Origin of the sequence: Lysinibacillus fusiformis, assembly GCF_002845985.1 — a bacterium.
GTDB classification, from domain to species: domain Bacteria; phylum Bacillota; class Bacilli; order Bacillales_A; family Planococcaceae; genus Lysinibacillus; species Lysinibacillus fusiformis_D.
Genome location: NZ_PDFK01000003.1, coordinates 35,423 through 47,809, shown reverse-complemented (window position 1 = coordinate 47,809; position 12,387 = coordinate 35,423). Strand labels below are relative to the sequence as shown.

10 protein-coding genes and 1 pseudogene are annotated in these 12,387 nt (G+C 40.0%); 4 read left to right on the top strand and 7 right to left on the bottom strand.

Going from position 1 to position 12,387, the window contains the following annotated elements; genetic code table 11:
- Positions 1 to 7: 7 nt before the first annotated feature.
- Entirely contained in the window at positions 8 to 442 is a 435-nt protein-coding gene (gene aac(6'), locus CRI88_RS10865) for an aminoglycoside 6'-N-acetyltransferase (protein WP_036128947.1), read from the top strand.
- 62 nt (positions 443 to 504) lie between these two features.
- On the opposite strand, the gene CRI88_RS10860 is transcribed toward aac(6'), so the two are convergent.
- From CRI88_RS10860 to CRI88_RS10835, 6 genes and pseudogenes are all read right to left on the bottom strand, one after another.
- Complete coding sequence (locus tag CRI88_RS10860) at positions 505 to 696, bottom strand: hypothetical protein (protein WP_036128950.1); 192 nt, start codon at positions 694 to 696, stop codon at positions 505 to 507.
- A gap of 457 nt (positions 697 to 1,153) precedes the next feature.
- Positions 1,154 to 2,683 carry a right-handed parallel beta-helix repeat-containing protein gene (locus tag CRI88_RS10855; protein ID WP_257982888.1) on the bottom strand — a complete coding sequence of 510 codons (1,530 nt, stop codon included), beginning with the start codon at positions 2,681 to 2,683 and terminating at the stop codon, positions 1,154 to 1,156.
- Positions 2,684 to 3,291: 608 nt separating this feature from the next.
- Positions 3,292 to 4,248 (bottom strand): hypothetical protein, encoded by a 957-nt coding sequence (locus CRI88_RS10850; RefSeq protein WP_058843072.1) that lies wholly within the window; start codon positions 4,246 to 4,248, stop codon positions 3,292 to 3,294.
- Positions 4,249 to 4,319: 71 nt separating this feature from the next.
- Positions 4,320 to 6,002 carry a methyl-accepting chemotaxis protein gene (locus CRI88_RS10845; RefSeq protein WP_058843071.1) on the bottom strand — a complete coding sequence of 561 codons (1,683 nt, stop codon included), beginning with the start codon at positions 6,000 to 6,002 and terminating at the stop codon, positions 4,320 to 4,322.
- Between the two features lie 162 nt (positions 6,003 to 6,164).
- Positions 6,165 to 6,602 carry a hypothetical protein gene (locus tag CRI88_RS10840; RefSeq protein ID WP_058843070.1) on the bottom strand — a complete coding sequence of 146 codons (438 nt, stop codon included), beginning with the start codon at positions 6,600 to 6,602 and terminating at the stop codon, positions 6,165 to 6,167.
- A 149-nt stretch (positions 6,603 to 6,751) separates the two neighbouring features.
- Positions 6,752 to 6,990 (bottom strand): annotated as a pseudogene (locus CRI88_RS10835) (DoxX-like family protein); the annotation flags it as partial.
- Between the two features lie 106 nt (positions 6,991 to 7,096).
- Between CRI88_RS10835 and CRI88_RS10830 the strand changes: the two are divergent.
- From CRI88_RS10830 to CRI88_RS10820, 3 genes are read left to right on the top strand one after another with little or no spacing between them, the layout of a single operon-like run.
- Positions 7,097 to 7,711, top strand: a complete 615-nt coding sequence (locus tag CRI88_RS10830; protein ID WP_283778132.1) for a sigma-70 family RNA polymerase sigma factor — start codon at positions 7,097 to 7,099, stop codon at positions 7,709 to 7,711.
- Between the two features lie 52 nt (positions 7,712 to 7,763).
- On the top strand, positions 7,764 to 8,492 hold the full coding sequence (locus CRI88_RS10825) for an ABC transporter ATP-binding protein (RefSeq protein WP_058843201.1): 729 nt from the start codon (positions 7,764 to 7,766) through the stop codon (positions 8,490 to 8,492).
- Entirely contained in the window at positions 8,492 to 10,963 is a 2,472-nt protein-coding gene (locus CRI88_RS10820; RefSeq protein WP_058843068.1) for an ABC transporter permease, read from the top strand. The genes CRI88_RS10825 and CRI88_RS10820 overlap by 1 nt, the downstream gene beginning before the upstream one ends.
- A gap of 590 nt (positions 10,964 to 11,553) precedes the next feature.
- On the opposite strand, the gene CRI88_RS10815 is transcribed toward CRI88_RS10820, so the two are convergent.
- On the bottom strand, positions 11,554 to 12,120 hold the full coding sequence (locus CRI88_RS10815; protein ID WP_036128987.1) for a hypothetical protein: 567 nt from the start codon (positions 12,118 to 12,120) through the stop codon (positions 11,554 to 11,556).
- Positions 12,121 to 12,387 lie beyond the last annotated feature (267 nt).

Below are 12,387 nucleotides of genomic sequence, written 5' to 3'. Positions count from 1 at the left end.
GGATTGTATGATCAAGCAAGCAACACAACCGGATGCTCTAGCAACAGCCACATTAGCCTTACTGCTTTGGCCCAATCATTCACTAGAGGCATTTGCCGAACAGATGGCTCAGCTCTTAAAGGAAGACAACGCCGCTATTTTTCTAGCCTATGACCAGGCTAAAGCCATTGGATTTGCTCAATGCCAATTGCGAACGGATTATGTAGAAGGTACTAACTCTAGCCCCGTAGGCTATTTAGAAGGTCTTTTCGTAATGGCAGATTATCGACAGCAAGGCTATGCAAGACAGCTTGTAGCGCACTGTGAGCAATGGGCAAAGAACAAAGGCTGTCAAGCGTTTGCTAGTGACTGTGAATGGCACAATGAAGAAAGTTTACGCGTCCATCTACAACTCGGTTTTACAGAAGCCAATCGCATTATCTGCTTCACAAAAAAATTATAAAAATGGCTGACAAAAAAATCACAGGTGCTTTGTGTAGCTCACCTGTGATTTTTCGATACTTTTTAGTTTAGATATGTATTGTTGGAAATATTTCGTTCGCGCTCATCTATGATTAAATGGATCATTAATGCGAGTTGTTGTTCGATTCGCATATTGTTTAAATGTAAGATATCAGCAATCACATTCTTTTGCTTTTCTGCTAACTCAATCCCCTCTAGCAGCAACATAATTTCTTCTTTTGTCAGCCCAAACATACACATATCACCCCAATATCTCTGTCATTTTATTATTGTAAAATCATTACACACATTTCTCAAATAACGTATAATTATCTTATCACATGAACCATTTTTACTAATTATAGGATAAAACATCGTAAATAATCAATCTCTTATCGATTATTACTTAATAATTTTTTTACATTTCATTTATACTTTATTATTTTCATCATAACTTTTACAAGGAATTGTATAGCTTTTCCATTAAAATATTCAAAATATTACAGAAATCGCAGGATGACATCTATTCTATTATAAAAATAATCATGCATTTTGTCGAATTATCGTGTTCTTTTGCACAAACTCAAGGTTTTTCAACTGTGCAAACATATTCCTTTACCCACTTTTCACATGAATAAAACCTATTTTCTCCATTCCATAAAAAAAGTAATTTCAAAATTGAAACTACTTATCTTATTTGTATAATCGGCTTTTATATTATTTTTTTAATATCATGTTTCGTGATTTCTATCTTATGGTCTTTCATCACCTGCATACCCTCAATTGAGGAAACCTTGGACGCTGCATCCTTTTGCCATGTCCCTGTATGAACTTGCCCTTGCACAAATAATTGACTATTTTCCTGGACCACAGCCGGAGCCTTTACTGCATGAATATCCGTATGACGCATCTCCATTAATGATTTATTGGACAATGCTAAAAATGGTCGAGCTGCCTCATCCACCGTACAATGTTCAATACGTCCCATTGATTGATCTGACCAAATCATGACATAAGGACTTTCTTGACCGTCTTTAAAATAGCTATGGGCTACTTCAAAAATGGCATCAATACAAGTAATGCCATTTCCTTGCATTTGTTCAAAGGTACAATACTGTGTAAACAAACGGGCATTGTTTATATAGATGTGATGGCTTTGCAGCTCTCGAATCATTGTATGTTGCATCATAATCTTGGCATGATCATTGCCATAAATACCACCCGATTGTCCGAATTGAATGGTAGATTGACGAAGCTGAAGTCCACTGGCATCCACAATGATATGGAATTGCTGATGATTTTGAATTTGACATTCCGTCAACGAAACATCTGCTTCGTCGACAATCGCTACACCCACAGCCATGCCATTTCGAATGTGGCATTTACGAAATTCTACCTGGCTATTTTCAATCAGAATCTGTGCCTTCACATGTCGATAAAATTGGCAATCATATAACTTCGCTTCCGTTTTTTCACCAAGGTAAAGACCGTGACCTTGCCCATCTGAAAAGATTGAATCAGCGATCATTAGCTCACTGCGGTGGACAACCATATTCGTATCGAGATGCTCTTTTATTTCACAGCCATCCATCCGCAAAGTTGTGCCATCAAATAGCTGAATTCCTACCCATTGCCCCTGATGAACCAGACAATTCGTCATAGCCATTTCACTCGCTGCTGCAATAATTTGTGCCTTGGCATGCCCATGAATCTCACAGTCCTCCAGCACCAGCTTCACATGACGAATGGCAAAAATACCATGCTTTTTCCCCTCCAGCAGCAGACAATTCGTCAACGTCAGCTCACAATTTTGGGCAATGATTTGGGCCTTCACATGATGCTCAAATGTCGTGTCAACGAGGATCACACTTGAACCATTTGCCACCCGTAGCCCAAAATGATTTAGCGATGTCGCCAGCACAGCACAATTTTTCATCAGCAAACTACCATAGCTCACCATCATCTGTGTCCGAATCAATTGCTCCTCAATAATACAATTTTCTAACTGTAAATCCCCTTTGATATATAGCCCCTGACCTTGCCGAAACCGTAAATTCCGCATATCCACATGGGTTTGATAGCGAATAAAAACGCCACCCTTGATGGTCACATTCCCAACCCCATACAACGTCAGCCGCTTGGAAATATCCAAGCTCTCCTCATAAATTCCATCCCGAATCTCAATCATATCGCCAGGCATTGCCTCTTCAATTGCCTGCCCGATACTTTGATACCGATGCATAATACTCCTCTTCACCACAAGTACAGCCATTTGCACACTCCTTAGCCTAAAAAATGATCGTACCCTATTTATATACCGAACATGCTTAGGGTTATTCAATTTTGTGCAAAATTGCTGCAATATGCATGCATTCACATGAAAGGTTTGACATTTTAATGAATGTGTACGGTTTTGGGGAATAAAAAATGAACAGCGATTGTAGGTCAACTGACCCCACCTGTTGCTGTTCACCTTTTTTATTTATCTGTGATGGTTATTTAGTTTTAAAGAATAGCACACTTTTTATGCAGTAAGTGACGGACTCACTTAGGCAGTTACGAGGGGCAGGAGATTTCAATCCACACTCTCTATACAGAGAGTGACTGCGAAAATAAATAAATTCTCAACAAAATATCCTTAATATTAATGTTTATAAATAAAAAATAGGTATTAATAACCAATATAGTTCTGTCCAAGCGGCATTTCCATCAATATTTTTGGTGCGAATCATGCTATGAAATCATGTTAGCTTACTATCCGCACTTTACTTTATTATAGCAATCATTTCCTGTAAAAAAAACCAACAATAACCGAATTTCCTCGATCATTGCTGGTTCTTAAAATTTGTTTTATTTTTTTCGTTTCACAAAAACAAAGGCGAAAATGGCTGCTAGGACTACTAGGATGGCAATCATCCATACTGTATTTGAGTTGGATGTTGTGTCATCTGCTGCAGTTGTTTGTTGTTCTTTTGGCGTGGCATTCGATGACTGCACTTCTTTGGCGTCCTCTTTTGCTACTTGTGCGGAGCTAATTTGCACATATTGTAGAGTAGCTTCATTCGAGGCTGCTGCTTCGTGTTCATGGCTGTCGCCGTGCCCTTCGGCATGATCCCCGTGACTTTCTTCTTGACCACCGTCATGACCATGATGATGATCTCCTGCTGTTGTGAAAATAGAGCGTTCCAGTTGTTGACCTACCCAGTTTTTGGCATCTGTTGAATCAGCAAAGATGCGCGGGTGTCCTGACAGCATGTATGTTTTACCACCAATGATGATGCCTGTTTCGTCACCTGTTACGACATCTTCAATAGTACCTGTTGGTCCTTCTGCAAAGCCGCCCATTTGAATAAGCGTATGACCACCCATATCAAATGTTAGGTTCTCTGTTAAGAACGCAATGTACTCCTCTTTTGTCATGGTCGCATCTGGATTCGCTAGCTCTAGTTTATGATGAAAAAGGGCAGTATTAATTTCTTTGTACGTAAGGTCCCCCTCTAAGGAAGAAACGTAATCCTCTTTTTGTGCTGCTTGTGCTAGCTCATCTACAGTCGATCCTGCTAGGCCAAAGAAGCCACCTACCCAGCCTGCAAAATCCTTGCGTGATAAGTTGTCTGTTGGGTTTAAGGCCATATCTTTGCCATTGTACCCAAGAAGCCCGATACTGTGTAATACCATAATGTCCTGAATATTAGAGGCTGTTTCAGGGACATCTGTGAATAGTGTACTTTTATCCATCGTATGGGCATAGGCAACTGGTGCCATGAATAAAGTACTCATTAATAATAAAAGTAAATATTTTCTCAAAATGATTCCACCTTCCAATGCAATAGTATACAGCGTAAATGTGTTGGAAGTTTGAAATCAAGCGCAATTTTCTATAGTTTGAAGCGACGAATGAGGCCATTTAATTGTTCGGCCATTTCTGCTAAATGCTCGGCACTATGTTTCATTTCCTCCATAGAGCTTGCAGCCTGCTCAATGGTCGCCGATGTTTCCTGAATACCTGCCGCTGACTGCTCTGAGACAGCCGCAATATCATCGACAGATTGGTGAATCGTGACAGTATTGTGAACAACCCCGTGTAAATCGGAGGACATCCCATTAATGCTTGCTGCAATGGCATCGATCGCATCTGCAATACGATAGAATGTTGTATTGGTCGTGGCAATTTGCGCTGTGCCTTTTTCTACTTCTCCATAGCCTTGCTCTAATGAGGAGGTCACTGTACTTGAATCATCCTGAATAGCTCTTACGATAGCTGTAATATCATCAACGGAGAAGGCCACCTGCTCGGCTAATGCGCGAACCTCGTCGGCTACTACTGCAAAGCCCTTTCCTTGTTCCCCAGCTCGGGCCGCTTCAATCGCTGCGTTCAGTGCTAATAAATTTGTCTGTGCCGCAATATTTTGAATGACCGCTACAAGCTTAGAAATTTTTTGTGTTTGTTTACTGAAAACAGTTACTTGATCCACCGCGTCCTTTACCATCTGCTGAATCGCTTCCATTTGCTTTGTGGAAGAGGTCATGGCATCTCTACCTTCTTCTGTTAAAGCTTTGACTTCCTGCGAATATTGTTGAACGTCTTTACTGCCGTCATGAACAGTCGTTACTTTGACAGCAAAGTCGTTTATGGAGGAAGCGACATCTGCTGCATGGTTTGCCTGTCGTTCTGTACCGCTGGCGATTTCTGTAACAGTATGGGCAACTTGTTCTGTACCTGCTTTTACCTCCGTGGTTGACTGCAAAAGCTCCTCACTGTGAGCCGCTACCTCATCCGACACTGTTTGAATATGTTTCAAGAGTTGATTTAAAATATCTGCCATTGTGTTGGTCGCTTCCATCAACTGGCCCACTTCATCCGTTGATTGAATAGGTAAAGGGGGCTCGCTTAAATCCCCCTTCGTCATTCGTTGCATACGCTCTGTTAATGTAATAATGGGTCTTGAAATACCACGGGCACTTAGTAGTTCAATCATCACGGCTAGCAGGACAATGAAAATACCTACGACAATCGCAATTAGCTGTTTATTTTCACCAGCAGCAATCATGTCCGTGCCTACCTCATTAATGGCTTGCTTTCGTTGCGCCGCTAACCCTTCATAGCCCTCACGAATCGCGGTTGCCGTGTCATCCATTTTCGTTAAATTTTGGATAGCAAGCTCGGTTTGACCCTTGTCATATACTGCAAATACTTGTTGTTCAATATAACGATTCCATTCCTTTGCCATTTGCGCATATTTCCCGAATTCACCTGAGGTTGTGAGTGCTGATCGTTTTTCCTCGTTGTCGGCTGCCTTCGCCACATTATCTTGGAAAATCTCTTTATATTTTTCATTACCAGACAGTACATAGCCTCTAACTGCCGCTATTCTTAAATCGATTGTTTGTGCTTGCTCAAAATCTGCAATTAATAATTGTAATTCTTGCTGAACAATTTGTTCTGTCGCATTGTTGCTTTGTGTGATGGCATAATAGTTGTACGCAATGTAGCCTATCATGATGGCGATGACAATACTAAAGGAAAAAACAATGCGTCGACTGATTGTTTTGAACTTCATCTGCAAAAACTCCTTATTTTCCATATCTATTCCATAAATAGTAATCTACCATTTAACAAGAAGGATTGGTGGCTTTAGGAATTTTTACTAGATTTCCAGAAATAACTTGGTCAATATAGTGTTTTTTATAGCATCTTTCGTCTTGAGTATATTGGACTACAATCAATCCCAAGCATTAAACATAACGTCGCCAATCGTTTGGCTATTAAAATAAGCGATGTACTGCCATTCCGTCACTGATAAGCTATGTAAAGCCTGATCCTTTGATAGTAATGTCATAAGAGTAGTCGCTTCTAAGCATTTACGCATGGGGAAATATTTGTGTAGCCGAGGCTTTGATAAAAATGTAAAGGGAAGCTCCTCATTCTGCTTCGCAAACGCAATATAGGGCATATATCGATGATGAAGAATTGTCAGCTTCTCCCCATCTAAGTCCACCATTGCCTGCATGTAGACAAAGGGAGGTTCATCGATAAATTGTCTTACTTTTGCTCGCTGTTCACTTGTCACTAAATGGTACACCATTGACTGAAACGTACGCATATCCTGCTCGATTAAATGCTCGGCATCAAAACCAGTAATTCCTTTTGTTAAACGCAAACCATCACTCCTTTTTAGTTGACTCTATAAGGACCTTCTCGTTTGAACTAGTCATTTCCTGCCAATCTACCTTATTTCTTTCAATATGATAATCAATTTGTAAAAAAGGAATCCCCAATATCGTCATCCGATGCGAAGCGGTCAATGATGCCATTTTCTTTATGATGCTCCCCCTTGCTTTCTCCCCAGCCACTAACCTGTAAACCTGGTATGACCTTCGTTTCATAGGTAAAACGCTGTGGCTCCTCAGGTGCTCTTTTCGGTATATATGTATGGATGTAAAACGTAAATCCCATTGCTCATGCAGCTGTGGTTTTTGTGTATAATCCCATGCTTTTTCTATAGGAGCCTGGATGTCTATCTCAACATAAATAGGTTTTTTGCTCATAAACTCACTCCTTTTTTTCGATTAAACCACTATCATTATAGCAGTAAATTGATAACCTTCTATTAAATGGGTATGCTTATTAAGTTTCTTCCTAAAAATAAAAAACTTGAATCGAAATGACGACTTGCCGAGTCTAATAGTCGAAAAGGAGGCGATTTTCATTACAACCACGCAACAATCTCTTGTAGCCTTAGCCCAACATGGCGATGAGCAAGCGTTTTATCAGCTAATTGAGCTGGAGCAGCATAAGCTTTATCGTATGGCTTATGTCTATGTACAAAATGAAAACGACGCCGTAGAAGTTTTTCAGCAAACGATTATTCGAGCCTTTGAGGGCTTAGCACAATTAAAGGAGCCGCACTATTTTACCACTTGGCTAACCCGCATTATGATCAATTGCTGTAAAACCTATATAGCCAAGAAAAAGAAGGTTCAGCTTGTCGAACCACAAACCTTAGAGGATTTAAAAAGTACATCTCCTACATATATCGAGGAAGAGCTGGATTTATGGCAGGCTCTTTGCCAGCTTGAGGAAAAGTATAAAACGGTGTTATTGCTACGATTTTATCAGGACTACTCCGTCAAGGATATTGCAGCGATTTTACAATGCCCTGAAGGCACCGTCAAAACACATATTCGCCGTGGCTTGCAAGCATTACGACAACAATTAAAGGGGGCATATCTTGATGAGTGGGTTCAATCCGTTGAAAGAAGTCATTAATGCAATACCCATCCCTGAAGGACGTTTAACGGAAGTGTTACGTGTTGAAGGGATGTCCAAAATTTATCAGCAAAAGCATCACACCGTGAACGCCTTAAAAAATATCCACTGCACCATTTATCAAGGAGAGATGGTGGCCATTATGGGGACAAGCGGCTCTGGTAAAAGTACCCTACTGAATATGATTAGTGCGATTGATGAACCAACAGACGGGGCATTATTTTTATTTGGTCAGGAGGCTCAGGATATATATCAAGAGCCCAAAGCATCGCAATTTCGTAAAGAAAATATCGGCTTTATCTTCCAATCCTTTCATCTGTTAAAAGATTTATCCGTGGAAGATAATATTGCACTCCCCCTTATTTTAAATGATGTTGCTAGTAAGGACATTAAAGTGCGCGTGCAGCACATGATGGAAAAACTGAAAATCGGCGCTTGGGCAAAGCATCGACCACATGAGCTATCCGGAGGACAAAAGCAACGGGTTGCTATTGCTCGTGCCATTATCGCAAATCCGCCTATTTTGCTAGCTGATGAGCCAACAGGAGCGCTGGACGTCAATACGACGGATGAGATATTGGAGTTGCTTGTTGAGCTTCAAAAAAAGAGTCAACAAACGATTTTACTTGTCACTCATGACCCTTATGTTGCTACCTATGCCAATCGGGTGTTGTTCTTCCATGACGGTGCGATTGTAGACTCCTATCAAAACCAGCGAAATGAAGAGGATTTGGATTGTATTTTAATGAAATTTAAGCAGGCTACGAGGGGGGAGCGATAATGTTTACAATGCGTGCCGTTGCCCTAAAACTTTTTCGTGCCGCTTGGGCAAATGTCCTAACGAGTATTAGCATTATAACCATCTCCATTTGCCTTGTGATGACGATGAGTGTCTACGCTTTAAACGCCCATAATCAAATGAAGGCTGACATCCAAGCCTTGTACGGAGAAATGGATATAATGGTCGGCTATAATCCAGATCAACATCAGCTGTTAACGACACAACAAATAGAGTTACTTTCCAGCCTAGCAGGTGTCACCCAAGTGTCTAATGTATCTTTAGCTCACACAAAGGTTGAGCAAGAAAAAAGCACAACCTTTTATACCGTTGGCGTAGAAAATGATGACCTTGTGAAAAGCCGCTATCATTTCGAGATGAATCTTGGTCCGAACGATGCCATTATTTCAGAAAATGTGGCACGTATTTTCAAGAAGAACGTCGGAGACACCATTCATATTCAAACGAAGAATTTTATTGTCCGAGAAATTTTACCAACGATGAAAGGTACGGATAGCCCTAATATCATATTGTTGCCAAATACCATTGTGAAAACATGGATGAATAATAGTCAGCCACAAACTGCTGGTATGTTTGCACTTATTAAAACAGAGGATGGGCTTGCTAAGGCAGTTGGCACAGAGATCAAGCAACTTGATGAAACTCTTCGTGTAGATGTCATGAGTGATTATGATTTGTTTAAAAGAAATTTACAAAGCTTAATGATTTTTATGATTGTCCTAGCTGTCTTTATTTTACTCATTGCAAGTGTTTTATTACTGTCCACTTTCCAGCTATTATTTTATAAAATTAAAGAACAGCTGATGATTTTACGTGCTCTCGGTGCATCAGTGCAGCAAGTTAGGCGCATTGTCAAACTACAATTATCACTTATTATTTGCTTTGGGGTTATGCTCGGAACAACGATGAGCTTACTGGTCATAAAAATTTGGCTACCACAATTGATTAGCCTCTTACATTTACCAAATGCTAGAACAGAGCTTCCTCTTCCTTTTGTGATTGTGATCGCGCTTTCGAGCTTCTTGATTCTTCAGGTAATGACACAATGGCAAGTAGCAAAAAGTGCCAGATTATTGCCATTACAAATCGCAACAGACAATGAAAATTTACGTCTTCGTTGGACCAAATGGAAAACGATCATGGTCGGCATTGGAGGAATTATCGCTGTTTTGTTTTTGTTGCAAGCACAACTGACAGGAACAGGAAGCAATCAAGGAGCACTATTGATTTTAATCGGAACACTATTGATTTGTGGGATTTTACTGTTATTCATCCCCTATCTGTTTACAGCCCTCCTTCAGGTTGCATTAAAGCCGATTCGTGCAGTGCTTGGCAAGGAAGCCTATTTAGCGTGCCAGCAAGTCATGCCACAAGTACGCAAAAATAGGCCGATTGTGCTCAGCATTATTGGGTTAATGGTCATTTTAACCTTTGGTAGCTCGTTAATGAAAACGTTACAGCATAATGACCTAGCCTTCACCGAATCACAATACGAAACCGCTGTAAAAATCAATAATGAATTAAATGATCCAACCCTTACACCCGCAGTTATTAAGGAAATGGAGGCCTTGCCAAGCGTGCAGTATGCTTATGCACAAAGTAATAATGCGTACATTGCCCTGCAACTCGGCGATGAATGGCTACCAGAGAACTATACAACCATTGATATCGAGAAATTTGGACAATTAGGGAAGTTGCCAAAAATCGAGGGCCCTTTACAGGATGGACTGTTAGTGACAAAAAGCTTGGCGAATCGTCATCATTTATCGGTTGGTGATCGTATTACAATAGGCTCCTATGATGTTGCTGCACAGCAGGATCGGCCAACAGGTGAATTACAAATTATAGGAATTATTGATGCACCTCTTCACTACGCAGAATTAATCGTGGATTGGTCATCCTTCCTCACTTCTCAGGACCACACAATCATTGAAGACATTATGGTCGAAACGACTAACCCTGAGCAAGCATTGTCTGACTTGTCATTCTTAGAAGAGCGCTGGCCAGCCTTGAAATTTACGGATAAAGTGACCATGATGGAGCAGTCCCGTGAAATGTTCTTCCAACGTTGGAGCCTATTTGTCGGCGTCTTTGTACTATTAATTGTCGCTACTGTCCTTGGTGTACTGCAAACATTACTGCATACCATTTATACCAAACGTAGTGACTATGTCATTCAACGATTGATAGGCTTATCACCAAATGGTTTAATAAAACTTATTTTGACGCAAGTCCTATCGTTTGTGCTATATGGCCTCACTGTCGGCACGTTTATTGGACTTATTTTAACAAGAATGCTGGGATTCATTGATGAAAGCTCTCCGATGTCCTATGACTACTTAACATTAGGCATAACAAGCAGCGCCTTCTTAATAGCAACACTTATTGTCTTTACGATCCAAGGCTATTGGATTAGCCGACAAAAATTAGCGAATGAAATCGTGGAAATCTAAATAACAACAGCCCTTCTATATCAGAAGGGCTGTTGTTATTGTTGTTGAAAAAAGGTGATGTCAATAGCAGAAAAAGAATCTTTAGCAAGGTGAGCGGGTGATTTCCGCTCCGCCAGCGTCCTTTCCAGGGGGCGTCCGATGAGCCGTAGTGAACAAAATAGCCCATTATTTGTATGATGAGAGAAAGGATAGGCTCTTATTTTCCATGTGGAGAAGTGATGAGTGACAATACCCTTCCATAAAGAGTAATGAATACTTTCACTTTAGTTGAAAACCTTTGCTAAAAAGGTACCATTTTTGTGGGTTGAAGTGGAAGGCTACTTGACTCCCGTGGGATAGCGAGACAGGCGATCCCCTGCACGAAGCGGCTCGGCGCTCGCCCACAAGAAAAAGCAAGTAGCCTGCAACGAAAATCCTTTTTCACCTCTCACCTTTCACAAAAATGCTATTGATGGTTTTGTTTTTCAACACTATGACAACAGCCCTTCTATTCAGAAAGGCTGTTGTCTTTACTGTTCAAAATTCAGATTTTGAAGGGCTCTCACATTCGTTTCGTCATTTTTTCGACGAGTTGCCCATTCCATCGAAGGTTATGGTTTTTGGCAAGCAAAATTATAACCACCTATTTTTCTAGCCTCCGTCGCATTGGTTTGTCCATTTAAACCAGCATCATCTCTTGAGTCAATGATGGGGTTGCCACCCTGTGCAAAGCATTTATTCATGTAATTCATTTTTTCTTTATGTGTCAAGTATCGGTCCCAGAAGAAATAGCCTATGAAAGAAACCAAACCAATTCCGGCAAGCCATGCTATAACAGCATATGGTGTTACTTCTCCATCTTCATTCTCTTTATAAAGGATTGTACCATCGTAATTTTCCATGTCTAGCCCAAAGGTTAAAAGTTTATGGTGAACCTCATTAGGAGATAGTGATTCGAGAGATTCGTAATAATTTAATTCTTCATCTGAGAAATGATATAATTCCTGGGCAGCTTCTTCATCAAACTCTAATGTTTGTGTAGCCAAATTATAGTAGATGGATTCGGCTAAAGCACTTTCTTTACGTCCAAATTCATTAGCATTCGCAAAATTCGGAAAAATTGTAGCAACAATCAACGTAACAATCAAACCACAAATAAAAAATTGAAGCTTCTTCATCACAGCAAACCTCCTTGTTTTATTTATTTATGTTAAAATATTACATTAATGGATAATGTAATATTAACTTCATTATACATAATATCCAGATAAATGTATAATATATAAAGAAAGTGAGGTGTTTTTTTGTATTTCTCAAATATACAATTATTAATGCTTGTATTTGCCTTTATTATTGCGATTTTCAGTGTGATTAAGGTGTATCAAATAAAAAAAGAGTATTTGATTAAACACAGAGAATTAGAGGTGGAATACGAAAGAATCCAA

What these genes read in the sequence shown, in the direction of transcription:
- CRI88_RS10845 (WP_058843071.1), bottom strand. Translation starts at nt 6,002, where the DNA reads ATGAAGTTCAAAACAATCAGTCGACGCATTGTTTTTTCCTTTAGTATT.
- CRI88_RS10825 (WP_058843201.1), top strand. Translation starts at nt 7,764, where the DNA reads ATGTCCAAAATTTATCAGCAAAAGCATCACACCGTGAACGCCTTAAAA.
- CRI88_RS10860 (WP_036128950.1), bottom strand. Translation starts at nt 696, where the DNA reads ATGTTTGGGCTGACAAAAGAAGAAATTATGTTGCTGCTAGAGGGGATT.
- CRI88_RS10815 (WP_036128987.1), bottom strand. Translation starts at nt 12,120, where the DNA reads ATGAAGAAGCTTCAATTTTTTATTTGTGGTTTGATTGTTACGTTGATT.
- CRI88_RS10820 (WP_058843068.1), top strand. Translation starts at nt 8,492, where the DNA reads ATGTTTACAATGCGTGCCGTTGCCCTAAAACTTTTTCGTGCCGCTTGG.
- CRI88_RS10855 (WP_257982888.1), bottom strand. Translation starts at nt 2,683, where the DNA reads ATGCATCGGTATCAAAGTATCGGGCAGGCAATTGAAGAGGCAATGCCT.